This is a genomic window from Serratia sp. Tan611 (genome assembly GCF_905188235.1).
In the GTDB taxonomy this organism is placed as follows: Bacteria; Pseudomonadota; Gammaproteobacteria; order Enterobacterales; family Enterobacteriaceae; genus Serratia_B; species Serratia_B rhizosphaerae.
In genome coordinates this window covers 703,809-729,710 of record NZ_LR994655.1, presented here as the reverse complement: position 1 = coordinate 729,710, position 25,902 = coordinate 703,809, and the positions used below count along the sequence as shown (strand labels likewise).

The following is a 25,902-nucleotide window of genomic DNA, read 5'->3' as shown; positions in this document are numbered from 1 at the left end:
GCGGCCACCATACTATTTAACTAGTACAGCAGCATACCATAACGCTCCACAAATCAATAACGCCGCTGCCATTCCGCATCGGTCAGCACTTTTTCCGGTTGATGCATGAAATGACGGTAAAACGCGTCATAAGCCAGCACGTTCTTCACATAACCGCGCGTTTCCGAGAACGGAATGCTCTCGATAAACGCCACCGCATCAATCCGGCCGCCGCTGTTGTTCAGCCAGGTGTTCACCCGCGACGGGCCGGCGTTGTAAGCCGCCGACGACAGAATGCGGTTGCGGTCAAACTGCTGATACACCGACTCCAGATAGCTGGTGCCGATGGTGATATTGGTCTGCGGATCGAACAGCTGGCTGGCGCTGCTGTAACCCGGAATGCCGAACTTCTGCACCGTATGCTGCGCGGTGCGCGGCATCACCTGCATCAGCCCCGCCGCCCCGACCGGCGACTGCGCCTTCGGATTCCAGGCGCTCTCCTGACGGGAAATCGCCATCGCATAGCTCTGCGTGATGCCTTTCCCCTCGGTGGCGCGGCGGTATTCATCCGGCCAGGCAATAGGGAAACGCTCCTCCAGGTGGTTCCACATTTTACCGACGATGGTTGCCTGCACGCTCAGATCGGCCCATTTCTGTTCGAACGCGTAACGCGCCAGCGCTTCCTGTTCCGGCTGGCTGCGGCTGGCCACATAGGCGTTCCACTCGCCGCGCGCCAGGTTGTCCATATTCCAGTACATCAGCTCGCGCACCCGCGCGACTTCCGGCCCGCTCACCAGCGAAGTGCGCGGCTTGGCGGCCACCGCCACCATGATAGGGTAAGTTTCATTCAGCTTCTGCGCGGCCACCATCGGATAGAAGCCACGTTCATTCATCAGTCGGCGCAGCATCTCTTCGCCTTCCTGACGGTTGCCTTCATCCATCAGCATACTGGCGCGCCAGTAGCGCCATTCGTCTTTATTGCGCGACTCTTCCGGCAGGCGCGCCAGCCAGGTTTTCAGCCCGGCGCGGTCGCCGGTGCCGAGCGCCATGCGCACCCGCCGCTCCAGCAGCGACGGCGACTGGCTGCGTAGGATCACGCTATCGCGCCACTGCGCCTGCTCGCTGGTTGCGTCATTGCCCATCAGGCGCCACGCCACCGTTTCTTCCAGCTCAAGACGGTCGCTTTCACTCATTTTTTGCAGGCGCGCCAGCGTCGGGATCATCGCGCGCGCGTTCTCCGCATCCTGACGCGCCAGGCGGGTGAAGGCAATCTGGGTGACCGAGCGGGTAAAATCGGTCGGGCCGACGCTGCGCGCAAACCCTTCCACGCTGGTCGGATCGTTTTGCAGGCTTACCAGCGCATCGCCCATGGTCTGATAGTCCGCCGGCAGCTGCCGTGACAGGTGCGTCACCAGCCCGCCGTTGCCCTCTTTCAGCGCCAGCTTCATCCGTTCCAGCGTCGCCAGCGGCGTTTGCTCGCCGGACGACTGCCAGACGCTGAACAGTTTATCGCAGGCGTTCGGCAGCGATTTCCCCGACCGCCAAATCTCTTTCACCCCGCGCCAGGCGGCCTGTCGCTCGCCGGTCGCCCACTCGGCGTAATAGTAGTTGCAACGCGCGGCAACAGGTTTCGGCGGCTGCGGACTGAAGGCCAGCAGGCCACGCCAGTCTTCACGACGCGCCAGCTCATTAACGAAACGCGACGACAGCGATTTCGCCGGCGGCAGCGTCGGATGCTGGCGAATAAATTCGCCGACCTGCTGATAGCTGACGCTGCCGAGATCCTGCGTCAGCTGACGGTATTCCAGATAGGGGTAAAGCGGGTAGTCGCGCAGCGTCGGCATCAGCTGAGCCACCACATCCATTTGCTTATTGTCCCATGCCTGTTTGATCTGCTGATAACGCTCGCGCTGGGCATCCAGCGAATCAGCCAACGCCGCGCCCGAGAAAGCCGTCAGACACACGCCAATTGCCAGAAGCCGCCACTTGTCCACCTTGACCATACTGATTCTTTCCTCGCTGGTTGTCTTGTCTTAAGCCGCTTACCGCGGGCGAATGGCGCTGCGCCGAGCGCTGTTGTCTCATCATAGACAGCATAAAACGCTATCCATTCACCAAAAATTGCCGATGCGCCGCAACCAAAACATTCTCCTACCCTGTCCGTTCACGGCACCGGAAACCACCTGATTATTCTGAATCTCCCCGCTTCCTGCCCACCGTCACGCCCGGTGTACAGCTTTCATATCGGGAAAAAGCACCTGCGCGGCAGGCTGCGTTTTTTCTTCTTGCAAAAACAAGTAAGATAATTCTTATAAACTGTCATATAAACCGCACAACGGCGGCTGATTATAATACAATCCGCGCAAATTATAGGTTAGATAATGTCCGCAGGGCTTGACGATTGTTCGCTTTTCGCAATGATTTTTATTAATTTTTTCAGGTAAAGCTGCAGGAACAGGCGAAATGAGCCATGAAGAGATCTGAATACGCCAGCAGCTCAACCAACACCGCCAAGGGTTCCTTCCGGAGCTTATTTTTCTCTCGCCCCTTATTCCTCGGGCTGCTCCTGCTGATGCCGTTTTGCTCGCAGGCCGCAACCGAAAGCAGCGAACTGACGCAGTCGCGTACTCAGGCCGTCACCACCGTGGTGCTGGGTATTATCAGCTATACCCGCTGGTCTACGCCGCCTAACCCTGTTCGCCTGTGCGTTACCGCGCAAACGCGCTATGCCGACGGCCTGTTTAGCCCGCTGCTGCTGGAAGCCCCGCATCCGATTAAAACGCAGCGACTGCCGCTTGATAGCGGCAAACTGTCGCAGCAGTGCGACGTGATCTATCTCGGAGACGTCAGCAATACACAGCGCCGGGCGCTGATCCCGCGCATCGCCGGCCATTCAATCCTCGTCATCAGCGAAAATGATACGGAATGCAGTGCGGGCAGCGCCTTCTGCCTGCAGCCCCGGGGCGAGCAGATCGGTTTTAAAGTCAATCTGGATGCGCTGGCGCGCAGCGGCGTGCGCGTACACCCCAACGTCCTGCAACTGGCGCGTAAGCTGGGGTCGTCATGATCGGGCTGTTTCGCAGAAAGCGCGCCGCTCATTCGCGGCCGACGCTGGGCCAGGTGCTGCAGCGCATGAACCTGAGCCTGGCGCTGATCGCCGTCGGCACCGCCGGTATTTTCCTGACGCTGGTCGCTCTGTTTGCGCTGCGCGCCTATGCCAACCACAACCTGCATCTGATTGCCCGCTCCATCAGCTACACGGTGGAGGCTGCGGTGGTGTTCGACGATCGCAGCGCCGCGCGCGAAGTGCTGATGCTGATCGCCTCCAATGAAGAGGTCTCGGAAGCCAAAATACTGAACAAGGACGGCAAACTGCTGGCCTACTGGCACCACCCCAAAGACGGCCCGCTGCACGGGCTGGAGCAGTTGGTTGCGCGCTGGGTGATGCCGGAGGCCATCGAGCTGCCGATCAATCACGAAGGAAAACAGGTCGGTAAAGTCTGGCTGAGAGGCCACGGCGGCACCCTGCTGCGCTTTTTATTACGCGGACTGGCCGGCATTATCGCCTGCCTGGCGCTCAGCACCCTGTGCGCCCTGATTCTGTCGCGGCGTATGCTACACGGCATCGTAAGCTCGCTGAATGATATCGCCAACGTCGCCCACGTGGTGCGCAGCGATCGCAGCTTCGGCCAGCGCGTACCGTCGGCGCCGATAGCCGAGCTGCACACGCTGAGCAAAGATTTTAACGGCCTGCTGGAAGAACTTGAGGCCTGGCAGGCGCATCTTAAGCAGGAAAATGATTCGCTGACCCACCGCGCCACGCACGATAGCCTGACCGGTCTGCCGAACCGCGCCTTTTTTGAAGGCCAGCTCAGCCATGCTCTGAGTCATATTTCCCCCGAAGAAAAACTGGCGGTGCTGTTTATCGACGGAGACCGTTTCAAAGAGGTCAACGACAGCCACGGCCACGCCGCGGGCGACGCGGTGCTGACCACCATCGCCGGCCGCATCCGCTCGCAGCTGCGCGACGGCGACGTGGTGGCGCGTATGGGCGGCGATGAGTTCGCCGTGCTGCTGTCGCCGGTGCGCCGGCAGTCAGACGTCACGCACATCGCCGATAAAATTATCGGCTGTATGGCGCAGCCGGTGGAATTGCCGAACCAGCAACAGGTTATCGCCTCACTCAGTATCGGCATTGCCTTCTACCCCGATCATGCGGCAACGCCTCAGGGATTGCTGCACGAAGCCGATGACGCCATGTACCAGGCGAAGCATCGTTATCACGGAGGTTGGCGGCTGGCGATTCAAAAATAGCCCCCCCAACCGATCAAGAGGAAAACAGGGAATCATTATGATCAAGCAACGCTTCACACGACCTTTTTCACTGCTGGCGATGATGTTTATCGCCGTATTGGCGCTGGCCGGCTGCCAGAGCAAGCAGGGACTCACGGCAGAGCAGATAGCGCTGCTGCAGGCGCAAGGGTTCAAGCTGACCAATAAAGGCTGGGAGTTCGGCATGTCCGATAAAGTGCTGTTCGGTAATAACGTCGGCAAACTCAGCCCGGAAAGCGCAGAAACGGTCAAAAAAATGGGGCAGGCGCTGCTGAGCGTCAACATCGTTAAATTCCGTCTTGACGGTCATACCGACAACTATGGCGAAGACAGCTACAACGATCGGCTGTCGCTGCGCCGCGCCAACACCGTCGCCGATCAGTTGGCCAGCGTCGGCATTCCGCGCGCCGATATCGAGACCCGCGGCATGGGCAAACGCGACCCGGTCGCCGATAACCGCACGTCCAAAGGCCGCGCCGAAAACCGCCGCGTGTCGATCATCGTTACGCCATAACCGCCGTAAAATGCGCCTTTCCTGGCGCATTTGCATGATATACCTAAATAATTCGAGTTGCAGGCAGGCGGCAAGGGAGAGAATCCCGATGAGCTTATTCAAGTAAGTGATTCGGGTGACTGAGCGCCGCCAACGCACCTGCTGCTTGAAGTATGACGGGTATACTTGGCGATCGTCATACGATAGCTGGGATCGAACGCAAAAACGGGCTACACTCCCGCCTCAGACATCCTGATTAATTCCCGCGGCTTTCAAACGGCGGCCATCGGCGCGCACATTGAAAGCCCTCAACGGTAAACCGATATAGCGAGGCTCGAGCAACGTGGCTCAATACGTCTATACCATGCACCGCGTCGGCAAAGTAGTACCGCCGAAGCGTCATATACTGAAAAACATCTCCCTCAGCTTCTTCCCTGGGGCAAAAATCGGCGTACTGGGCCTGAACGGCGCCGGTAAGTCTACCCTGCTGCGCATTATGGCCGGCATCGATAAAGACATCGAAGGCGAAGCGCGCCCGCAGCCAGGCATCAAAATCGGCTATCTGCCGCAGGAGCCGCAGCTTAATCTGCAGCACACCGTGCGCGAGTCGGTGGAAGAGGCGCTGGCGGAAGTGGTCGGCGCGCTGAAGCGCCTGGACGAAGTATACGCGCTGTACGCGGAAGAAGACGCCGACTTCGACAAACTGGCCGCCGAACAGGGCCGGCTGGAAGAGATCATCCAGGCGCATGACGGTCACAACCTCAACGCCCAGCTGGAGCGCGCCGCCGATGCGCTGCGCCTGCCGGAGTGGGACGCCAAGATTGAGCACCTGTCCGGTGGTGAACGCCGCCGCGTGGCGCTGTGCCGTCTGCTGTTGGAAAAGCCGGACATGCTGCTGCTGGATGAACCGACCAACCACCTGGACGCCGAATCCGTCGCCTGGCTGGAGCGCTTCCTGCACGACTTCGAAGGCACCGTAGTGGCGATTACCCACGACCGTTACTTCCTCGACAACGTCGCCGGCTGGATCCTCGAGCTGGACCGTGGCGAAGGCATCCCGTGGGAAGGCAACTACTCTTCCTGGCTGGAGCAGAAAGACGCGCGTCTGGCGCAGGAAGCCTCTGCCGAAGCCGCACGCCGCAAATCGATCGAGAAAGAGCTGGAGTGGGTGCGTCAGGGCGCCAAAGGCCGTCAGTCAAAAGGCAAGGCCCGTCTGGCCCGCTTTGAAGAACTGAACAGCACCGAATACCAGAAACGCAACGAGACCAACGAACTGTTCATTCCGCCTGGCGCGCGACTGGGCGACAAAGTGGTCGAAGTCAGCAATCTGCATAAATCCTACGGCGACCGCGTGCTGATCGACGATCTGTCGTTCTCACTGCCGAAGGGCGCCATCGTCGGCATTATCGGCCCGAACGGCGCCGGTAAATCCACCCTGTTCCGCATGCTTTCCGGCGCGGAACAGCCGGACGGCGGCAGCATCACGCTGGGCGACACCGTCAAGCTGGCCTCGGTCGATCAGTTCCGCGACAGCATGGACGACAAGAAAACCGTGTGGGAAGAAGTCTCCGGCGGTCAGGACATCATGCGCATCGGCAACACCGAAATGCCAAGCCGCGCCTACGTCGGCCGCTTTAACTTCAAAGGCGTCGATCAGGGCAAACGCGTCGGCGAACTGTCCGGCGGCGAACGCGGCCGTCTGCACCTGGCCAAGCTGCTGCAGGTTGGCGGCAACGTGCTGCTGCTCGATGAACCGACCAACGACCTGGATATCGAAACCCTGCGCGCGCTGGAAAACGCCCTGCTGGAGTTCCCGGGCTGTGCGCTGGTTATCTCGCACGACCGTTGGTTCCTCGACCGCATCGCCACCCACATCATCGACTATCAGGATGAGGGTAAGGTGGAGTTCTTCGAAGGCAACTTTACCGAATACGAAGAGTACAAGAAGCGTACGCTGGGCGCCGACGCGCTGGAGCCGCATCGCATCAAGTACAAGAAGATCGCCAAATAAGCGCGCTTCTCTTTGCCAAGGCCCGCGCTCGCGGGCCTTTTTATTGGTGCTGCCGTTCAGCCGTTCGGCCGGACAAACGCCACGCACAGCGTCTGGGCCTCCTCCTGCGGATCGGCCCGGAACGACATCTCCTGCCGCCGGTCGATATGCAGCGACGGCCACTGCGCCAGCGCACCGTCAAAATCGTTCTGCGCGCACGTCTCCCCCAGCCGCCCGAACAGCGCCACGCCGTGCCGCGCCAGCTGTGCGGCATCAAGGTGAGCATTATAGATATTCGGCTGGAGATCATTGGACCAGCGGGTAATGACCTGCGGGCGAGAATCGGCATATAGCGTCATCCACTGAGATAAATAGGCGCCGCCGACATAGCGCAGTCCGGTGCCGTAGCGCTGCCGCCAGTGCTGCTCCACCGCGGCGCTGAACGCCTTGATACCCACCATCTTCTGCCCGGCGTTGCGCACATTGCCCAGCATCACCGCCGCGTAGCCCAGGTATACCGCCAGCGCGGCACACAGCAGCCCGATCGTCGCCGCCCGCAGCGAACGCGTCGGCAGCTGACGTACGCAACCGGCCAGCAGCGCCGGCGCCACGATAAAGAACGGCTGCAGCCATTCGGTCAGTCGGCCGCCGACGCGGAAGAAGAACCAGAAGGCGATAATCCCCAGCGGCAAAAGGTACACCCACAGCAGCACCCGCGTCGGCCGAGTGTCCGGACAGCCCAACTCCGCGCCGGCGCGCCGCAGGATCCACCACAGCACCAACAGCGGGTAAAACACCAGCAACAACGAACGCAGAACACCGACGTTAAGCTGCATACGGGTCTGCGAGCCCACCCATCGGAACGCGGCAAAATCATGGTGCCAGAGCCAGAGCACATTCGGCAGCACCAGCGCCAGCCAGATCGCCACCGCCAGATAAAACTGCGGCTGGCGATAGCAGCGGCGAATCTGCGGCATCATCAGCGTCGACAACACAATGAAATAAACAAAGGCGAAGGTGGAGTATTTCGCCATCATCGCCAGACCGGCTGCGACGCCAAAGGCCGGCCACCAGTTGGCGGAGCGGCTAATCGCCAGGTGGAAAAACAGCAGCATCCACGGCCACAGCATCACCAGCAGATAGTTGTCGTTATAGGGGATAATGTCGAAATTGATAATGCCGGACAGGTTGAGCGTCAGCATCGCCAGCCAGGCCAGACGCCTGCTGCCGCTCAGCCGCCGCGCCAGCAGCCACACGCCCAGCATACCGATAGCGATCGCCGCAAAGTGCCCGGCGTACCAGTAAACGTTCAACGGTATGCCCGGCAGCCAGATCGCCGGACGCATGGCCGCGCCCACCAGCCAGGGATTTTTCGGCGAGCCCCATTCGGCATTCAGGCCCCAGTTCAGCGCCTCGACGGCGTCGTAGGGCAGTGTAGGATCGAGCTGAACGCTGAGCAGCGTCCACGCCGCCGCATAGCCCAGTAACCACAGAATAAGTAAACGATACGTCATGGTTTTTACTGTCTTTATCGTGACAAAAACCTAACGTAATCAGCACAGCGTGAACATTACGTAAACAGCGGCGCATATCGCGGCCCGGCGTTGCGGCGAGCGCACAATCAGCTAATCAGCCCGCCTGCGGCACGTCTTTCACCCGGCCGACGTCCGCCGCCATCAGTTGCTGCACCAGCTCCACACAGCGCAGGAAGCGCTCATCGTAGTCGCTGGACTCGACACGTACATACTCAATGTTATTGGCGTGCAGCATCTCTTCAAGCAGGTTCTGGAACGCCTTGCGCTCGCCGGGGCTGCCCAGGCTGCGCAAACCGTCCGCCACCCACGGCGTGTTGTTCTCCAGCAGGATCACCAGATCGAAGCGATACTCATCGATCAGCGCCTGCACAAAGGGGTGTTCCCGCCCTTCGTACTTTTTGCAGAACGCCTGCGTGGTTACAAAATCGGTATCGATAAACGCCACCTTGTTGGCGTACTTCACCGCAAAATCCACGTACTGCGCCTGGCCCAGGGCAATCTTGTCGTAGTCGGAATATTGCAGCGCCATTTCGTCGCCGCCCAGATGGGAGAACACATAGTCGCGGCCGTACTCCCAGGCGCTGGTGGTATTGAAGATATTGGCCAGCTTGTTGACCAGCGTCGACTTACCGCTGGACTCGCCGCCCAGTATCGCCACGGTGCGCACAAAGAACGGCTTCACTTCGGTGGGAATATATTCCCAGTAGCGGAACGGGTCCTGGCGGATCTGCCGGCCGCTGATCTTCATAAACGAACGTTCAGGATCGATCAGGATGGTTTCCGTCGCCAGATATTCGCGGTAGCGCGGCGCATCCTGCGTTTCACTGGAATAAATCACGCTCGGCATAATGCCCTGCTGTTCCATAAACTGCTTCATGCCGTTGCTCCACACGCCCCAGCCGTGCGGATACGGCTCGATGCCCTGTTCGTCGAACGCATGGATATGGATATTCTTCTGGTATTTGAAGGTTTGCAGCAGCCAGCGCAGGCGGTCGCTGACCGTCGGCTGCTGCGACATCGAACTGTTATCGAACAGCTCGCGATCGCGCGGTTCGTCGTAACACAAAATCACATGCAGCTCATCCACCTGGCTGCAGGCGCGCTGGATCAGATAAATATGGCCGGTGTGCAACGGGTAAAATTTACCAAACACCACGCCGACCTTTTTCTCCCGACGCGGAAATTCCAGACCAAGAAAGCGGTGCAGCGCCTCCAGTTTCTGCGCGCTGGGACTCTTGATTTTGTCATTAAGCAGCTGGCTGAGATAGCCTTTGGTCATGCCGCTGGCGTCCGCCACCTGTTGCAGGGTGCACCCCTGCTGCTTAATCGCCGCCTTCAGATAATCAAATTGCCGCATCACGCCTCCTGTTCAATATGCTAAACACGTTAGCACAGATTCCTTCCGCTGACGGCCATTAAAACTCATCCAGCACCGCCAGCGCATCCGCCAGCTTTTTCACGCCGAACACCTGCATATTGGCCGGCATTTTTTTCGGCACGTTGGCGTGCGGCACGATGGCGCGTTTAAAACCGTGTTTGGCCGCTTCCGAAATACGCTCCTGACCGCTCGGCACCGGGCGGATCTCGCCGGCGAGGCCCACCTCGCCGAACACCACCAAATCCTGCGGCAGCGGGCGGTCACGCAGGCTGGAGACCAGCGACAGCAGCAGCGCCAGATCGGCGCTGGTTTCCGCCACCTTCACACCGCCGACTACGTTGACGAACACGTCCTGATCCGCCATCTGCAACCCGCCGTGACGGTGCAGCACCGCCAGCAGAATCGCCAGACGGTTCTGCTCCAGCCCCACCGCCACGCGGCGCGGGTTGGACATCATCGAGTGATCCACCAGCGCCTGGATCTCCACCAGCAGCGGCCGCGTACCTTCCCACACCACCATCACCGAGCTGCCGGAGGTCACCTCGCCGCGGCTGAGGAAAATCGCCGACGGGTTGCTGACCTCGCGCAGGCCCTGCTCGGTCATGGCGAATACGCCCAGTTCATTGACCGCGCCGAAGCGGTTCTTGTGGCTACGCAGGGTGCGGAAGCGGGAATCGGCGTCGCCGTCGAGCAGAATCGAGCAGTCGATGCAGTGCTCCAGCACCTTCGGCCCGGCCAGCGAGCCGTCTTTGGTGACGTGGCCGACCATCACGATCGCCACGCCGCGGGTTTTGGCAAAGCGCGTCAGGTAAGCGGCGGTTTCACGCACCTGCGCTACGCTGCCCGGCGAGGACTGGATATCCGCCATATGCATCACCTGAATCGAGTCGATCACCATCAGTTTCGGCTGTTCCTGCTCGGCGATCAGGCAGATTTGCTCAATGCTGGTTTCCGACAGCATATTCAGGTTGCCGGTCGGCAGCCCTAGGCGGTGCGCGCGCATCGCCACCTGCTGCAGCGACTCTTCGCCGGTGACGTACAGCGTTTTCATCTGCTCTGACAGTTTGCACAGCGTTTGCAGCAGCAGGGTACTCTTGCCGGCGCCGGGGCTGCCGCCGATAAGAATCGCGCTGCCCGGCACCACGCCGCCGCCGAGCACGCGGTCAAACTCCAGAAAACCGGTAGAAAAACGCGGCAGCTCTTCCAGGCTGATCTCCGACAGTCGCTGCACCTTGCTGACGCCGTTCTCGCCGGCATAGCCGCTGAAACGCTCGTTGCGCGCCGCCGCAGGCGAGGCGGCCAGACGGACCTCGGTAATGGTATTCCAGGCCTGGCACGCGCTGCACTGCCCCTGCCAGCGCGGATAATCCGCCCCGCACTCATTACATACAAACGCCCGTTTCGCTGCTTTTGCCACGTGTTACCTCTTGGAGAATACTGATTTGCTGATGATTCGGCCCGCGCCGGCGGGCAACGATTAGCGCACTTCGTGTTTCAGGCTGCCGCTCAGCACGCATAATACGCCGATCAGATCGGCATGACGAATCGCCACCTGAGCCTTGTCATACACCGTCGGCTTGGCGTGATAGGCAATGCCCAGCCCCGCCGCCTGCATCATTTTCACATCGTTGGCGCCGTCGCCGATCGCCACGGTCTGCTGCGGCTCAATGCCCAACTTTTCTGCCAGCTGCGTCAGCGTATCGGCCTTGTACTGAGCATCGACAATCGGTCCCACCACTTCGCCGGTCAGCTTACCGTCGCGGATTTCCAGCTCATTGGCGGCCACCGCCACCAGCTTCAGCGTATCGCGCAGGTGCTCGGCATAATAGGTGAAGCCGCCGGACGCGATGGCAACGTGCCAGTCCAGCGCCTGCAGCTTCCGCACCAGATTGACCAGCCCCGGCATCAGCGGCAGGTTATCGCGCACCTGTTTGAGGATATTGGCATCGGCGCCCTTCAGCGTACCGACCCGCTGCCGCAGGCTGGCGGAAAAATCCAGCTCGCCGCGCATCGCCCGCTCGGTCACTTCGGACACCTGCTCGCCCACGCCCGCCAGCTTGGCGATTTCATCAATGCACTCAATCTCAATCGCGGTGGAGTCCATATCCATCACCAGCAACCCCGGCGTACGCAGATGCGGGATCTTGCCGAGCGGCGCCACGTCCAGCCCGCTCTCCGCCGCCAGCGTTTTGGCGCGCGCCGTCAGCGAACCGGCCAGACGCACCACCTGGTAATCCTCCACGCGCCAGGCGGTGACGATCACCATCGCCGCGCCGAGCCGACGCTGGAACTGCGTGATACGCTCTTTATCCAGTTTTCTGCCGTAGAGTAGCCAACCGGTGTGGCCCGCCCAATAATCCAGCGGCATCACTTCGTCACCGCTCAGTGAAAGGGGAAGACCCGGCCATTGGGAGATCTCGGCCGGGAGGTCACAATAGGTCAGACTATTCGACATCATTAACTCCTGAAGGGGCAGCTATAAGGTATACCCGCCTGATTCTACGTTGCGGCAGCGTGAAACCAAAGCGGCAACGGCGGGCAAAGACAGGCAACACACGTGATATACCCTAAATAGTTCGCGTTGCAGGAAGGCGGCAAGGGAAGGAATCCCGCTGGGCTTACCCAGGTAAGTGATTCGGGTGGCTGCGCGTAGCCAACACGCCTGCAACGTGAAATATGACGGGTACAAAACAACCCTTCAAGCTATCCTATCGGGCCGGCTTCTGGCAACATAAACTCTCTCTGAGATTAAGGAAGCCGTATGGCTACAGCCAAACTGAAATTTCGTCTGCACCGCACCGCCATCATTCTGATTTGCCTGGCGTTATTGGTGCTGTTGATGCAGGGCGCCTCCTATTTTAGCCTGAGCCATCAGCTGGCGCGCTCCGAGCAGGTGGAGGATCTGGCCAAACCCTGACGAAACAGGTCGCCTTCAGCCTGGCGCCGCTGCTTGACGACGACAGCGATATTGATAATCAGCGCATCGACGCCATCCTCACACAGATGACCGACCACAGCCGTATTCTGGACGCCAGCGTCTACCAACTGGACGGTACGCTGATCGCCCACGCCGGGGAAACCATCAGCGTACGCGACCGCCTGTCCCTCGACGGCAAACGCGCCGGCGGCTACTTCAACAATCAGCTGGTTGAAGCCATTAAAGGTAAAGACGGCCCGTGCGGCTTTATCCGCATCACCCTGGACACCCACGTGCTGGCGACCGAGGCCAAACAGGTGGATAACACCACCAACCTGCTGCGGCTGATGATGCTGCTGTCGCTGGCTATCGGCATTATTCTGGCGCGCTGCCTGCTGCAGGGCCGCCGCAGCCGCTGGCAGCAGTCGCCCTATCTGCTGACCGCCAACACGCCGCTGGCGGAAAACGACGACGAAAAACAGGAAAGCGCCGCGCCGGCATCCGGCGACGACGAGACGCGCAAGCCATAGCGTCTGCCGCGCATAAAAAACGCCGGCCAGGTTCGCACCCGCCGGCGTGATTGTCACCACGGCGGCAATAACGCCGCCGACGGGCCGCCTTACTCTTTGTCGCCCAGCAGCACAGATTCCAGCGCGATAACGATCATTTCGTTAAAGGTGGTCTGGCGCTCTGCGGAAGTAGTCTGCTCATGACGCAGAATATGGTCGGATACGGTGCAGATGGTCAGCGCTTTACAGCCGTACTCTTCCTGCAGTTCCGCCACCACGCCGTAAATGCCGGCCGCTTCCATTTCCACACCCAGAATGCCGTACTTTTTCATCACCTGGAACATGTCCGGATCCGGCGTATAGAACAGATCGGCGGAGAAGATGTTGCCGACGCGCGCCGGGATGTTCTGAGCAGCGGCAGCGTCAACCGCGTTGCGCACCATGTCGAAATCCGCGATCGCCGCGTAGTCGTGATCTTTAAAACGCAGACGGTTCACTTTGGAGTCGGTGCAGGCGCCCATACCGATCACCACGTCGCGCAGTTTAATATCGTCGCGCACCGCGCCGCAGGAACCCACGCGGATCAGTTTCTTCACGCCGAACTCCGCAATCAGTTCACGCGCGTAGATGGAGCAGGACGGGATGCCCATGCCATGACCCATAACGGAAATTTTGCGGCCTTTGTAAGTGCCGGTGAAGCCCAACATGCCGCGCACGTTGTTCACTTCCACCGCATCTTCCAGGAAGGTTTCCGCGATATATTTCGCGCGTAACGGGTCGCCCGGCATCAGAACGACGTCTGCGAAATCACCCATTTCGGCGTTAATGTGCGGAGTTGCCATAATTATTTTCCTTATACTATCGTCATGAATAAAAATGCGCCGGGGTATTCCCCCGGCGCCAACTGCGTATTAGAACATAGTCTTGCCATATTCCATTGGCGACAGACCAAAATAATTCGCGACGGTCTGGCCAATATCGGCAAAGGTTTCGCGGTGGCCCAACGAGCCCGGTTTCACATTCGGGCCGTAGACCAGCACCGGAATGTGCTCGCGCGTATGGTCGGTGCCGCCCCAGGTCGGGTCGCAGCCGTGGTCGGCGGTGAAGATGATCATATCGTCGTCTTTCACCAGCTTCAGCAGCTCCGGCAGACGGCGGTCAAACAGCTCCAGCGCGGCGGCGTAGCCCGCCACGTCGCGGCGGTGGCCGTAAGAGGAGTCGAAATCGACAAAGTTGGTGAACACGATGGTATTGTCGCCGGCCTGCGCCATCTCTTTGACGGTGGCGTCAAACAGCGCGTCAATCCCGGTCGCCTTAACCTTTTTGGTAATGCCGACGTTGGCGTAGATATCGGCAATCTTGCCGATGGACACCACGTCGCCGCCCTTCTCATCCACCAGTTTTTTCAGTACCGTCGGCGCCGGCGGCTCGACCGCCAGATCGTGGCGGTTGCCGGTGCGCTGGAAGTTGCCCGGCTTATCGCCGACGAACGGACGGGCGATCACGCGGCCGATGTTGTAGCCGCCTTCGGTCAGTTCTTCGCGGGCGATTTCGCACAGCTCATACAGACGCTCCAGGCCGAAGGTTTCTTCATGACAGGCAATCTGGAACACCGAGTCCGCCGAGGTGTAGAAAATCGGCTTGCCGGTCTTCATGTGTTCTTCGCCGAGCTGATCGAGGATCACCGTACCGGAGGAATGGCAGTTGCCGAGGTAGCCCGGCAGCTTGGCGCGCTCCACCAGCTTGTCCAGCAGTGCCTGCGGGAAGCTGTTGTGTTCGTCTTTAAAGTAGCCCCAGTCGAACAGTACCGGCACCCCGGCGATCTCCCAGTGGCCCGATGGCGTGTCCTTACCGGAAGAAAGTTCGCTGGCATAGCCGTAAGCGCCAATGATGTCGGCATTTTCGTCCAGCCCCGGCGGGAAGGTGCCGGTGGACTCCTGCGCCGCTTTGCCCAGACCAAGGCGGCTGAGGTTCGGCAGGGTCAACGGGCCGCTACGGCCGGTGTCTGCTTCGCCACGCGCGCACATTTCGGCAATGTGGCCCAGGGTATCCGAGCCTTTGTCGCCAAAACGTTCAGCGTCGGCGCTGGCGCCGATGCCGAATGAGTCCAGAACCATGATAAATGTACGTTTCATTGTCTTCTCCCGCGTGATTCCACGCTCTGACGGCGCAATGCGCGCCGCCTCGATTAATAAATGGCCTTACTGGGTGATGCGTTTATACACCACCGGCGTAGCTTCCGGCGCCTGGTCGCTCAGCGTCATCGCACCGCGTACCGCTTCGGCCGCCTGTTGCCAGCTCTCTTCGTCGTTGGCATGGATCACCGCCAGCGGCTGTTTGGCGTCAATGCGGTCGCCCAGACGCGCCATATCGGTCAGGCCAACGCTGTAGTCGATGCTGTCGGTGGCGCGGCGACGGCCGCCGCCGAGGGTCACCACCGCCATGCCCAGTTCACGGGTATCCATGGCGCTGACGATACCTTCACGCTCAGCGTACACCGGCTTGCTCAGCGTCGCCGTCGGCAGATAGCTGTCATAACGCTCGACAAAGTCGCTCGGCCCCTGCTGCGCCGCCACCATACGGCCGAAGATTTCCGCCGCTTTGCCGTTATCCAGCACCGCCTGCAGTTTGGCGCGTGCATCAGCGTCATCCTGCGCCAGGCCGCCGGAAAGCAGCATCTCCACGCACAGCGCCATGGTGACTTCCAGCAGGCGCGGGTTGCGGTATTCGCCGGTCAGGAAGCGCACCGCTTCGCGCACTTCCACCGCATTGCCGGCGCTGGAAGCCAGCACCTGGTTCATGTCGGTCAGCAGCGCCGTGGTTTTGCAGCCGGCGCCGTTGGCGACGCCGACGATAGCCTGCGCCAAATCTTCCGACAGCGCATAGGTCGGCATAAAGGCGCCGGAACCCACCTTGACGTCCATCACCAACGCATCCAGCCCTTCCGCCAGTTTCTTGGCCAGGATCGAACCGGTAATCAGCGGAATAGAGTCCACGGTGGCGGTAATATCGCGTGTGGCATAGAAGCGTTTGTCCGCCGGCGCCAGCGAGCTGGTCTGGCCGATAATCGCAACGCCGACCTCTTTGATGATTTTACGGAAAGCGCTGTCATCCGGGAAGATATTAAAGCCGGGAATGGCCTCCAGTTTATCCAGGGTGCCGCCGGTATGGCCCAGGCCGCGGCCGGAGATCATCGGCACGTAGCCGCCGCAGGCCGCCACCATCGGGCCGAGCATCAGCGACGTCACGTCGCCCACGCCGCCGGTGGAGTGCTTGTCCACCACCGGGCCGTTGAGATCCAGGCTCTTCCAATCCAGCACCGTGCCGGAATCGCGCATCGCCATGGTCAGCGCCACGCGCTCAGGCATGGTCATATCATGAAAATAGATGGTCATCGCCAGCGCGGCAATCTGCCCTTCGGAGACGACGTTATCGCGGATACCGTTAATAAAGAAGCGAATCTCTTCTTCGCTCAGCGGCTGACCGTCGCGTTTCTTACGAATAATTTCTTGTGCCAGGAACAAAATATCCTCCTGCAATCTGCGTGTGTAGAGTTATCAAAGACGCCCCGGACGCGCCGGGACGAAAGCGAGAATCAGTAGCCGCTGCCGGACGTCTGCGCGCTGTAGCCCAGCGTGGTCAGCAGGCTGGCCAACAGGCTGGAAGCCCCGAAGCGGAAATGCCGTGCATCCGCCCAGTCTGCGCCCATGATACGCGCGGCAAGTTGCAGATAATGCTGCGCCTCTTCCGCGGTGCGCACGCCGCCGGCCGGCTTGAAGCCCACCTTCTCGCCGACGCCCATATCGCGGATCACCGACATCATCAGCTCGGCGCTTTCCAACGTGGCGTTCACCGGTACTTTGCCGGTGGAGGTTTTAATAAAGTCCGCCCCGGCGTTGATGGAGATTTCAGACGCCTTGCGGATCAGCGCCGCGTCTTTCAGCTCGCCGGTTTCGATAATCACTTTCAGCAACACATTCGCTTCGGCGCAGGCCTGCTTGCACTGCTTCACCAGCTCAAAACCGACCTGCTCATTGCCAGCCATCAGCGCGCGGTATGGGAACACCACGTCGACTTCGTCGGCGCCGTAGGCGATCGCCGCACGGGTTTCCGCCAGCGCAATGTCGATATCATCGTTACCGTGCGGGAAGTTGGTGACGGTGGCGATGCGGATATCCGGCGTGCCCTGCTCGCGCAGCGTTTTGCGGGCGATGGGGATAAAGCGCGGATAAATGCAGATGGCGGCGGTATGGCCCGCCGGGCTGTTCGCCTGACGGCACAAGGCGATCACCTTCTCATCGGTGTCGTCGTCGTTCAGGGTGGTTAAATCCATCAGGCTCAGCGCGCGTTGCGCTGCGGCGGTTAATTCGGTCATAAAACTCTCCAACTTGAGCTGCTTGCTGTTGGCGAGCGGACTTGGTTCCGTGAAGATAGCGCGGGGTAATCACTTCCCCGAGGGCAACTGAGGTCCTTCTCACCGCACATTAGGCTAGACGTGCAAACAGCCTGTAGTAACGATTAGAACACGCCGGTAATACGCCGACCGCGTTCAGGTGTAAAAATCCAATGGGGTAACGCTCTAACAGTCAGAGATTATATGTGAAAATAATCACAAAATAACGCGATATTGTTCACAGAATAACAAAAGCCTCACGGCGCGGCGTTCCTGGCCTTGTCTAACGGGCTTGCTTCCCCGCCGCCAACGTGGCGACGGAGAAGCAGAACAGCGCCCCGCAAGTATAGTTTACAGCGCCAGGAAGAACCCGGCGATGGTCGCACTCATCAGGTTTGACAGGGTGCCGGCCACCACCGCCTTCAGACCCAGACGCGCAATATCATGACGACGGTTCGGCGCCATACTGCCCAAACCGCCCAGCAGAATCGCCACCGAAGAAAGGTTAGCGAAACCACACAGCGCAAACGAAATAATCGCCTTAGTGTGGGCGGACAGCACCTGCAAGCCGTCGGCCGTCACCGCCTCATCCGGGCGCAGATAGGCGCCGAAGTTCATAAAGGCGACAAACTCATTGACGATAATCTTCTGGCCGATAAAGGAGCCGGCGGTCATTGCCTCGCTCCACGGCACGCCGATCAGGAAGGCAATTGGCGAGAAGATCCAGCCCAGCAGCAGCTCCAGCGACAGCTGCGGATAGTTGAACCAGCCGCCGATGCCGCCCAACATGCCGTTCAGCAGCGCGATCAGGGCGATAAACGCCAGCAGCATCGCGCCGACGTTCAGCGCCAGCTGCATACCGGACGCCGCGCCGGACGCCGCCGCGTCAATCACGTTTGCTGGGCGCTCTTCCTCGGCGATCAGTTTGGTCGCATCGTCCGTATCATGGGTTTTTTCCGTTTCCGGCACCATCAGCTTGGCGAACAGCAAACCGCCCGGCGCGGCCATAAAGGAAGCGGCGATCAGGTATTCCAGCGGCACGCCCATCTGCGCGTAGCCGGCCAGCACCGAACCCGCCACCGACGCCAGGCCGCCGCACATCACGGCAAACAGCTCGGACTGCGTCATGGTGGCGATATACGGCCGCACCACCAGCGGCGCTTCGGTCTGCCCGACGAAAATATTCGCGGTCGCCGACAGCGACTCGGTGCGCGAAGTGCCCAGCACTTTCTGCAGGCCGCCGCCCAGCACGCGGATCACCAGCTGCATAATGCCGAGGTAATACAATACGGCGATCAGCGACGAGAAGAACACAATCACCGGCAGCACGCGCAGCGCAAAGATAAAGCCGCCGCCGCCGAACAGTTCGAACATTTTGTCGGATACCAGCCCGCCGAAAATAAACGAAATACCCTGGTTGCCGTAGGCGATCACATTAGCCACCCCTTCCGACATCCCGCCCAGAATGCGCTGGCCCAGCGGTACGTACAGCACCAGCGCCCCGATCGCGATTTGAATAATAAAGGCGCCGAGCACGGTGCGCAGGTTGATCGCCCGCCGGTTGCTGGAAAGCAGCACCGCGATCGCAATTAACACCGCCATCCCAATCAGGCTCATGATGAGTTGCATGCAAAGTATCCCTGTGGTGAAAAATAAACAGATTCTGCCCGGCATTATTGTGGGCTAACTATTGGTAACGGGGCGGGATTATACTGAGCAATATTGCGCCAGACTCGTCTTACATCACAAATGTATACAAACAGGCGCAAACGAAAATCTTATAACGTGACTCAAATCACACTTTAGCCGTCAGAACGGCGGCTATAGCGCAAACAGGGATTGGGTATTTTGCTGAAGTTGAGCGGCAATTTGCTCGGGCGGTTCTGAACGCAGCTGACACAGCACCTGAAACACCTCGGCAGCGCGTTCCGGCCTGTTAGGCTCGCCCTGATGGCCGGCCAGCGGCATATCCGGCGCATCGGTTTCCAGCAGCAGCGCGCTGAGCGGCAGCTGCGCCATCACCGCACGGGTTTTCTGCGCCCGCTGATAGCTGATGGTGCCACCGACGCCGATAAAATAGCCCAGGCGTACAAACGCCTGCGCCTGCGACAGACTGCCGGCAAAGCCGTGCACCACGCCGCGACGCGGCAGGTCGGCGCGCCGCAGTATGGCGGCCAGCGGATCGTGGCTGCGGCGTGAATGCAGAATCACCGGCAAGTCATGGCGTTTCGCCAGCTGCAGCTGGGCGCGCAGCAGCGTCTGCTGACGCGCAAACTGCGGTTCGTCCATATACAGATCCAGGCCGATTTCCCCCACCGCCGCCAGTTTGGGCGGCCGTGCGGCCAGCCAGTCGGCCAGTTGCGCCAGCTGCGCGTCATGGTGCTGTGCGATATACAGCGGGTGCAGCCCCAGCGCGGCGTACAACGGTGGGTACTTCTCCGCCAGTCCCGCCACGCCCGCAAAGCGATCGGCAGTGACCGACGGCACAATAATCCGCTCCACGCCGGCCGCCGCCGCGCGCCGCAGGCTCTCCGCCTCGTGGCCGCTGAAGGGCGGGAAATCAAAGTGGCAGTGGGTATCGGTAAAACGCAGACTCATAGCGCCTCTCCCTTGCCGCCCGGCAGTTCGTCCGGCGGCAGACGCATCTCGGCGGGCGCCGCCGCGGCCGGCTGTGTCACTTCACTGACGATCGGCGACGGCATACTCAGGCTTTCCGGCTGCAGCAAACGCCGCGACAGCGGCCGTTTCACCATAACGCCGTCGCCCTCTTCCGCCGCCTGCAGCCAGTGGCCGACGGTCGCCAGAAAATAGCGACCGCAGCGCCGGCCCAGATGATAGTCGCGATTAAGCGACGACAGGCGACTGCCAAGCGCATTGCTCGCCAGCGGCTTCGGCGGGAAGATTTCAAAGATACGCAGGTCGCCCGGCGGTTTCTCAATAAACTGCTGAATACGGTGGTAGCTCTGCTCATGCTGACGCATGATGCGCACCATCTGCTGCAGGCTGCTTTCGCTCAGCCACTGCTCCATCCGCTTCATCCACTGCGGCGTATAGTACATCTGTGACGGCACGGTGCGGATCACCACGATGGTATCCGCGCCGCGACGGTAGGCTTCCTCCACCGGAATCGCGTCGCTGATGCCGCCGTCCTGATAGCTGACGCCGTCCAGATCGACGCCCATACGGTAAAAACCCGGAATGGCGCTGGAGGCTTTAATCGTCGACAGCCAGCTGGCGCGCCGGGCGGGGAAATAGGTCGGTTCGAAGTCGTCGCTGCGGCAGGCGCACATCAGAAACTCACGCCCGTCGTGGAACTGTTGTTCCGCCGTGTCCATCGCCAGCGGCAGCTGCTGCGAGGTGATATTCACCAGCCAGTCGAGGTCGATCAGGTGGCCACCGCGCACAAAGCGCAGGGGATTAAAGAAATCGGCGGTGGTGGTATAGCGGGTGATCACCCGACGCGCGTAACCCATCTGTCCGCAGATAAAGGCGGAAAGGTTCTGCGCACCGGCGGAGGTGCCAATCATCAGTTCAAAAGGGTTGAAGCGGGCGCGCTGGAACTCATCCAGTACGCCGGCGGTGAAAATACCGCGCTGCCCGCCCCCTTCGCACACCAGCGCCAGTTTGCCAGGCCGGTATGGTTTATACGCCAGCGGCTCAATATTGCCGAGCGTGATGGGTATTCTGTAGCCCAACCCGGGATCCTCAGTAAGGTGTTTTTTCTGAGGATACCTCTTCTTGCTCTCTTCCGTAATCTTCTTGCAGTATGCCGGAGAGGCAGTCATTACTGCCGGTCAGCCATGCACAGTCGCTGCCGGAAAGTTCAGCCCAGGCCTGCCACAGCTGGCCTCTGAGCTGTTTCCAACGTCCGAGGATAATGTCGCTGTTCATGATCTGCCCCCCTGCTGCCGGAAAAAGACTCAAGATTTGTTACACTTTGCCCACCGGCTAAGGACGACGGCGGCCGGTAAACAGACTGATCAGGAACAGAATAATCCCGACCACAAACACCACTTTTGCCGCCCAGGCGGCGGTGCCCGCCAAACTGCCAAAGCCCAATGCCGCGGCAATCAGCGCAACCACCAAAAAGATAATGCCCCAACGAAACATAAGCCTCTCCTTACCGTAGAGGCGCAGCCTGCGCGCCCGTGATGAAACGCATCAAGGGGGCCGGATACCGGCCCCCTGCTGACAGAGTTCGCCGCGATGGGCTGATTATGGCTTAACGGTCAGATCGTTCTTCACGCTCTTCACGCCGTCAATCGCCTTGGCGATGCTTTCCGCACGCTCAGACTGTTCCTGCGACTTCACTTCACCAGACAGCTGCACCACGCCGTCGGTGGTTTCCACTTTCACATTGCGCGAAGGCACGATGTCATCGGCCAGCAGCTTGGCTTTCAGCTCCGTGGTGGCAGCGGCATCACCGGCATAGGATTTCACCGACTGCTTGGCTTCATCTTTCACGTGCAGCTTATCGCTGACGGATTTCACGCCTTCCACTTTGCCTGCCACGGCGACCGCCTGCTCAGCCAGCGCCTGGCTGGCGACAAAGCCGCTCAGCGTCACAACGCCTTTTTCCGTTTTCACCGAAATGTCGTTGCTGGAAGAAATAGTCTTGTCCTGCACCAGCGCGCTTTTCACTTTTGCGGTGATCGCGCTGTCATCCATATAGCCGTCGACTTTCTTCATTGAGCTGTCGACTTTTTGCATAGAGCTATCGATTTTGCTGCCAGTGCTATCAGCCACGCTGGATGCCTTATCGAGCAACGAACCTTCGGCCAGAGCGCTACCGCTCACCAGAACGGAACCCAATACGACAGCCATCATTGATTGTGCAAACTTGGTCTTTTTCATCGATCTCTTCCTTTTGTTGGTGAATCCCGAATACCTGCGGATTCTGTCGCCGCGATTCGCGCGGCTTTGATTCAGGGATACTTCACGATATCTGTTCGTTCGGCCATCCACGCCAGGAATATTGCAACCGCCATGCCAACTTTAAACAACCATTAAAAATCAATAAGATATGATTTATCGCTGAAAAAACAGGCTAAATACTGTCGCTAATCAACGACATCATCCAGACGCATCAGAGACACTCTTACTAACCCATTGATTTTAAATAATACAGATTGTCTCCGATTGGCAACACTGCCGCATAAGGCGCTGGTTTTTTAACTAATCACAGAGATTTGGACTATTCATTGCGCAATTACGCCCTGCTAAATATAGCGCATCGCATAAAATTCGGCGGACGAAACGGAGCAATCTGAGGGACAGAGAAAACGGGAAAGGATGAAGGACGTTAATAAATAGCAACGGCCCGGCACCGATGGGATGCCGGGCCGCGACGAACATCAGTGCTCGCGGGTTTTGCGGAAGGTGACGTCCGGGTAACGCTCCTGCGTCAGGTTGAGGTTTACCATGGTCGGCGCGATATACGACAGGTTATCGCCACCGTCCAGCGCCAGGTTCTGCTCATTCTTACGCTTGAACTCTTCGAACTTCTTCACGTCGTCGCACTCCACCCAGCGGGCGGTAGAAACGTTGACCGATTCATACACCGCTTCCACGTTGTATTCGGTCTTCAGACGCGCCACCACCACATCGAACTGCAGCACACCGACCGCGCCGACGATCAGATCGTTATTGGCGATCGGTCGGAACACCTGCACCGCGCCCTCTTCCGACAGCTGCACCAACCCCTTCAGCAGTTGCTTTTGCTTCAGCGGATCGCGCAGGCGGATACGGCGGAACAGCTCCGGCGCGAAGTTCGGAATACCGGTGAACTTCATGCTTTCACCCTGAGTAAAGGTGTCGCCGATCTGAATGGTGCCGTGATTATGCAGGCCGATGATATCGCCCGGGTAGGCTTCTTCCACATGGGAGCGGTCGCCGGCCATAAAGGTCAGCGCGTCTGAAATCACCACGTCCTTGCCGGTGCGCACCTGACGCAGCTTCATGCCTTTTTCATAGCGGCCGGACACCACGCGCATAAACGCCACGCGGTCGCGGTGTTTCGGGTCCATATTGGCCTGAATCTTGAACACAAAACCGCTGAACTTCTCTTCCGTTGCCTTCACTTCGCGGCTGTCGGACTGACGCGGCATCGGCGTCGGCGCCCAGGACACCAGCCCGTCGAGCATATGGTCGACGCCGAAGTTGCCCAGTGCGGTACCGAAGAACACCGGGGTCAGTTCGCCGGCCAGGAACGCTTCCTGCTCAAACTCGTGCGACGCGCCCTGCACCAGCTCCAGCTCTTCACGCAGCTGCGCGGCCAGCTCTTCGCCCACCGCTTCGTCCAGCTCCGGGTTATCCAGCCCTTTTACCACCCGCACGTCCTGAATGGTGTGGCCCATGCCGCTCTGATAGAGGTAGGTTTCATCCTTGTACAGATGGTAAACCCCTTTAAACAGCTTGCCGCAGCCGATTGGCCAGGTGATTGGCGAGCAGGCGATTTTCAGTTCGCGCTCGACTTCATCCATCACTTCCATCGGATCGCGGATATCGCGGTCCAGTTTGTTCATAAAGGTCAGGATCGGCGTATCGCGCAGACGGGTGACTTCCATCAGCTTGCGGGTACGATCCTCAACGCCTTTCGCAGCGTCGATCACCATCAGGCAGCAGTCCACCGCGGTCAGGGTGCGGTAGGTATCCTCGGAAAAGTCTTCGTGCCCCGGGGTATCCAGCAGATTGACCAGGCTGTCACGGTACGGGAACTGCATCACCGAGGTGGTGATGGAGATGCCGCGCTGCTTTTCCATTTCCATCCAGTCGGATTTGGCATGCTGGCTGGAGCCGCGGCCTTTTACCGTACCGGCGGTCTGGATCGCCTGTCCGAACAGCAGCACCTTTTCGGTGATGGTGGTTTTACCGGCATCGGGGTGCGAGATGATGGCGAAGGTTCTTCTTTTCGACACTTCGCGGGCAAATTCACTAGGAGACATGTTTTCACGTTTCTACGGTTAGTCCGCCCTGCGTCATCGTCATACGCCGTTGAGGGCGTCAAAGCAAAGCGGTGAAATGAATATAATAGCGGGTTATTTTCGCTGATTTGCCAACCGGTGACAATCAATGGATACGATGCGGCAAGATTAAACCTTCTGCCTATAGCCGGAAATCTGGCGACAACGTGGCCCAATGCTGGCGCAACACCGCTTTGTGACCGTCCGCCATCGGTAAGTCTTTCAATAACGCCGGCCATAAAGTGCGCGCCTTGTCGGTGGCATCCACCAGATGCACCCGTATCGCCGGCCAGGGAATACCGATACGCTCGGCCCACCGCTCAAAAGTTTGCATTGAAATCATTGGCCAACGCTTTTCCCTCGCCATATTAAGCGCAGATGCTGACTCATCCGGGAGATAAACCCGCGTGCTGACAATGTCATAAGCCGGGGAAAGCCGCACGTCGGTTTGGTGAGGATAAAAAATTGACCAGTTTTTGAGGTGGGCATCGCCATTAGCGAGCATAACGTTTGCCAACAGTCGTCGCGCCATCTGCTGCACATCAGGTAAGGGTTCACTACTCCACGCATAGAGATAGGCCGCTATCTGCTCGTAATTTTTTCCACGATATTTATCGTGCGCATAAAGGTCGAAGATTTGGGCAAAATCCTCCGTATGCACCCGTCCGCTTTCACTACGATCGAAACGACGGATAGCATAAGCATAAGATTCATCAGCCAGGCGGATATCAGGTAAATTATCCAGCTGTCCCAACGCAACCAGCTCAATATCAGGAATATCCACGCCTATCGCCTGCGCTAGCCGCATCGCCGTATATTCGTTTTCCGGAACGTTACGGTGAACGGTAGAGGGCGTTTTGATGATCCAGCTGTCTGCGCCCACCTGAGAAGAGATATTGAAGCGACCATCCTGACGCACAGAGGAAAATTTCATCTGCACGCCTGCCAGAGAAAATTTTTGCGCATCCGGTCCCACTTCAATGTGTACCGCTTCCAGCTCGCCGCGCGACGCCAGCGACCAGGCAGGGATCGCATTAGCGGCAAGCGCGCGTGCTTCCAACGCGCCCGGCAAGTTGTCGCCGGCCCATGCCAGCAAAGGAAATTCTTCATCAACATGCACTTTCAACGATTGCGCCAACCAACTGCGCAGTGCCCCTTCGGGCAACAAATTGGATAAAACGGGAGGAAGACGCTGAGATGACTGCAAAACCTGTTCAAGATACCCCGGGTGCGCCCGCTGCCTCAGGGTAAACAACGGACGACTATCCTCCGGCAAAGCAATATATTGCGGATCGAAGGTGAGGATATTTCTTCCTCCGCTATAATGCGCCAGCACGCCAACACGCCAACACGCACGCCATGCAAAATCAAAGCTAATGCCTGCACCGATTCAACCTGCCGTTGCCCCTTCATC

Annotated in this window: 20 protein-coding genes and 2 pseudogenes; 5 read left to right on the top strand and 17 right to left on the bottom strand. The window is 59.3% G+C overall.

The genetic code is table 11. The annotated features are described in order from the left end of the window. Positions 1 to 53: 53 nt before the first annotated feature. Positions 54 to 1,973 carry a murein transglycosylase gene (gene sltY, locus TAN611_RS03390; protein WP_197952190.1) on the bottom strand — a complete coding sequence of 640 codons (1,920 nt, stop codon included), beginning with the start codon at positions 1,971 to 1,973 and terminating at the stop codon, positions 54 to 56. Between the two features lie 476 nt (positions 1,974 to 2,449). On the opposite strand from sltY, the gene TAN611_RS03385 reads away from it, so the two are divergent. The 4 genes from TAN611_RS03385 (at position 2,450) to ettA (ending at position 6,815) form a co-directional block, all read left to right on the top strand. After that, positions 2,450 to 3,046, top strand: coding sequence for a YfiR family protein (locus TAN611_RS03385; RefSeq protein WP_105229696.1), 597 nt, complete (start codon positions 2,450 to 2,452; stop codon positions 3,044 to 3,046). After that, positions 3,043 to 4,293, top strand: a complete 1,251-nt coding sequence (locus TAN611_RS03380) for a diguanylate cyclase domain-containing protein (protein WP_203067297.1) — start codon at positions 3,043 to 3,045, stop codon at positions 4,291 to 4,293. Before TAN611_RS03385 ends, TAN611_RS03380 begins: the two co-directional genes overlap by 4 nt. Before the next feature lie 37 nt (positions 4,294 to 4,330). Next, positions 4,331 to 4,825, top strand: a complete 495-nt coding sequence (locus tag TAN611_RS03375; RefSeq protein ID WP_105229694.1) for an OmpA family protein — start codon at positions 4,331 to 4,333, stop codon at positions 4,823 to 4,825. 322 nt (positions 4,826 to 5,147) lie between these two features. After that, a complete protein-coding gene (gene ettA, locus TAN611_RS03370; RefSeq protein WP_105229693.1) occupies positions 5,148 to 6,815 on the top strand; it encodes an energy-dependent translational throttle protein EttA in 1,668 nt (555 codons plus the stop codon). 56 nt (positions 6,816 to 6,871) lie between these two features. Here ettA and TAN611_RS03365 read toward each other — a convergent pair whose 3' ends face one another. From TAN611_RS03365 to serB, 4 genes are all read right to left on the bottom strand, one after another. Further along, positions 6,872 to 8,308, bottom strand: coding sequence for a glycosyltransferase family 39 protein (locus TAN611_RS03365; RefSeq protein ID WP_203067296.1), 1,437 nt, complete (start codon positions 8,306 to 8,308; stop codon positions 6,872 to 6,874). Between the two features lie 115 nt (positions 8,309 to 8,423). After that, on the bottom strand, positions 8,424 to 9,686 hold the full coding sequence (nadR, locus tag TAN611_RS03360; protein WP_160028503.1) for a multifunctional transcriptional regulator/nicotinamide-nucleotide adenylyltransferase/ribosylnicotinamide kinase NadR: 1,263 nt from the start codon (positions 9,684 to 9,686) through the stop codon (positions 8,424 to 8,426). Between the two features lie 58 nt (positions 9,687 to 9,744). After that, entirely contained in the window at positions 9,745 to 11,124 is a 1,380-nt protein-coding gene (radA, locus tag TAN611_RS03355) for a DNA repair protein RadA (protein WP_105229690.1), read from the bottom strand. A 60-nt stretch (positions 11,125 to 11,184) separates the two neighbouring features. Further along, positions 11,185 to 12,162: a phosphoserine phosphatase gene (gene serB, locus TAN611_RS03350; protein WP_105229689.1), complete on the bottom strand. Its 978-nt coding sequence runs from the start codon at positions 12,160 to 12,162 to the stop codon at positions 11,185 to 11,187. Positions 12,163 to 12,468: 306 nt separating this feature from the next. Between serB and TAN611_RS03345 the strand changes: the two are divergent. Next, positions 12,469 to 13,154, top strand: a pseudogene (locus TAN611_RS03345) (YtjB family periplasmic protein). An 89-nt stretch (positions 13,155 to 13,243) separates the two neighbouring features. Here TAN611_RS03345 and deoD read toward each other — a convergent pair. The 12 genes and pseudogenes from deoD to TAN611_RS03285 form a co-directional block, all read right to left on the bottom strand. Continuing rightward, complete coding sequence (gene deoD / locus TAN611_RS03340) at positions 13,244 to 13,975, bottom strand: purine-nucleoside phosphorylase (protein WP_105229687.1); 732 nt, start codon at positions 13,973 to 13,975, stop codon at positions 13,244 to 13,246. Positions 13,976 to 14,044: 69 nt separating this feature from the next. Beyond that, positions 14,045 to 15,268, bottom strand: a complete 1,224-nt coding sequence (gene deoB / locus TAN611_RS03335) for a phosphopentomutase (protein WP_105229686.1) — start codon at positions 15,266 to 15,268, stop codon at positions 14,045 to 14,047. 66 nt (positions 15,269 to 15,334) lie between these two features. After that, entirely contained in the window at positions 15,335 to 16,657 is a 1,323-nt protein-coding gene (deoA, locus tag TAN611_RS03330) for a thymidine phosphorylase (protein ID WP_105229685.1), read from the bottom strand. A 71-nt stretch (positions 16,658 to 16,728) separates the two neighbouring features. Continuing rightward, positions 16,729 to 17,508, bottom strand: a complete 780-nt coding sequence (gene deoC / locus TAN611_RS03325) for a deoxyribose-phosphate aldolase (RefSeq protein WP_203067295.1) — start codon at positions 17,506 to 17,508, stop codon at positions 16,729 to 16,731. Between the two features lie 369 nt (positions 17,509 to 17,877). After that, a complete protein-coding gene (locus TAN611_RS03320) occupies positions 17,878 to 19,143 on the bottom strand; it encodes a NupC/NupG family nucleoside CNT transporter (protein WP_172606352.1) in 1,266 nt (421 codons plus the stop codon). Positions 19,144 to 19,347: 204 nt separating this feature from the next. Continuing rightward, complete coding sequence (locus TAN611_RS03315; protein ID WP_203067294.1) at positions 19,348 to 20,124, bottom strand: TatD family hydrolase; 777 nt, start codon at positions 20,122 to 20,124, stop codon at positions 19,348 to 19,350. Further along, positions 20,121 to 21,221: a patatin family protein gene (locus TAN611_RS03310; RefSeq protein WP_203067293.1), complete on the bottom strand. Its 1,101-nt coding sequence runs from the start codon at positions 21,219 to 21,221 to the stop codon at positions 20,121 to 20,123. The genes TAN611_RS03315 and TAN611_RS03310 overlap by 4 nt, the downstream gene beginning before the upstream one ends. A 10-nt stretch (positions 21,222 to 21,231) precedes the next feature. Then, the gene (locus TAN611_RS03305; protein ID WP_105229680.1) at positions 21,232 to 21,417 is read right to left on the bottom strand and encodes a stress-response protein; all 186 of its coding nucleotides are present in this window, start codon (positions 21,415 to 21,417) and stop codon (positions 21,232 to 21,234) included. A 57-nt stretch (positions 21,418 to 21,474) separates the two neighbouring features. Next, positions 21,475 to 21,636, bottom strand: coding sequence for a DUF1328 domain-containing protein (locus tag TAN611_RS03300; RefSeq protein WP_015670813.1), 162 nt, complete (start codon positions 21,634 to 21,636; stop codon positions 21,475 to 21,477). Between the two features lie 105 nt (positions 21,637 to 21,741). After that, on the bottom strand, positions 21,742 to 22,380 hold the full coding sequence (gene osmY / locus TAN611_RS03295) for a molecular chaperone OsmY (protein ID WP_105229679.1): 639 nt from the start codon (positions 22,378 to 22,380) through the stop codon (positions 21,742 to 21,744). Between the two features lie 500 nt (positions 22,381 to 22,880). Beyond that, on the bottom strand, positions 22,881 to 24,470 hold the full coding sequence (gene prfC / locus TAN611_RS03290; RefSeq protein ID WP_105229678.1) for a peptide chain release factor 3: 1,590 nt from the start codon (positions 24,468 to 24,470) through the stop codon (positions 22,881 to 22,883). A 160-nt stretch (positions 24,471 to 24,630) separates the two neighbouring features. Further along, positions 24,631 to 25,901 (bottom strand): annotated as a pseudogene (locus TAN611_RS03285) (type II toxin-antitoxin system HipA family toxin). Position 25,902: the final 1 nt, after the last annotated feature.

Bases quoted from the DNA above. Each gene is read 5' to 3' on its own strand.
- TAN611_RS03385 (WP_105229696.1), top strand. From the start codon at position 2,450: ATGAAGAGATCTGAATACGCCAGCAGCTCAACCAACACCGCCAAGGGT.
- TAN611_RS03380 (WP_203067297.1), top strand. From the start codon at position 3,043: ATGATCGGGCTGTTTCGCAGAAAGCGCGCCGCTCATTCGCGGCCGACG.
- TAN611_RS03375 (WP_105229694.1), top strand. From the start codon at position 4,331: ATGATCAAGCAACGCTTCACACGACCTTTTTCACTGCTGGCGATGATG.
- TAN611_RS03365 (WP_203067296.1), bottom strand. From the start codon at position 8,308: ATGACGTATCGTTTACTTATTCTGTGGTTACTGGGCTATGCGGCGGCG.
- nadR (WP_160028503.1), bottom strand. From the start codon at position 9,686: ATGCGGCAATTTGATTATCTGAAGGCGGCGATTAAGCAGCAGGGGTGC.
- serB (WP_105229689.1), bottom strand. From the start codon at position 12,162: ATGTCGAATAGTCTGACCTATTGTGACCTCCCGGCCGAGATCTCCCAA.
- deoD (WP_105229687.1), bottom strand. From the start codon at position 13,975: ATGGCAACTCCGCACATTAACGCCGAAATGGGTGATTTCGCAGACGTC.
- deoB (WP_105229686.1), bottom strand. From the start codon at position 15,268: ATGAAACGTACATTTATCATGGTTCTGGACTCATTCGGCATCGGCGCC.
- deoC (WP_203067295.1), bottom strand. From the start codon at position 17,508: ATGACCGAATTAACCGCCGCAGCGCAACGCGCGCTGAGCCTGATGGAT.
- TAN611_RS03320 (WP_172606352.1), bottom strand. From the start codon at position 19,143: ATGAGCCTGATTGGGATGGCGGTGTTAATTGCGATCGCGGTGCTGCTT.
- TAN611_RS03315 (WP_203067294.1), bottom strand. From the start codon at position 20,124: ATGAGTCTGCGTTTTACCGATACCCACTGCCACTTTGATTTCCCGCCC.
- TAN611_RS03305 (WP_105229680.1), bottom strand. From the start codon at position 21,417: ATGAACAGCGACATTATCCTCGGACGTTGGAAACAGCTCAGAGGCCAG.
- TAN611_RS03300 (WP_015670813.1), bottom strand. From the start codon at position 21,636: ATGTTTCGTTGGGGCATTATCTTTTTGGTGGTTGCGCTGATTGCCGCG.
- osmY (WP_105229679.1), bottom strand. From the start codon at position 22,380: ATGAAAAAGACCAAGTTTGCACAATCAATGATGGCTGTCGTATTGGGT.
- prfC (WP_105229678.1), bottom strand. From the start codon at position 24,470: ATGTCTCCTAGTGAATTTGCCCGCGAAGTGTCGAAAAGAAGAACCTTC.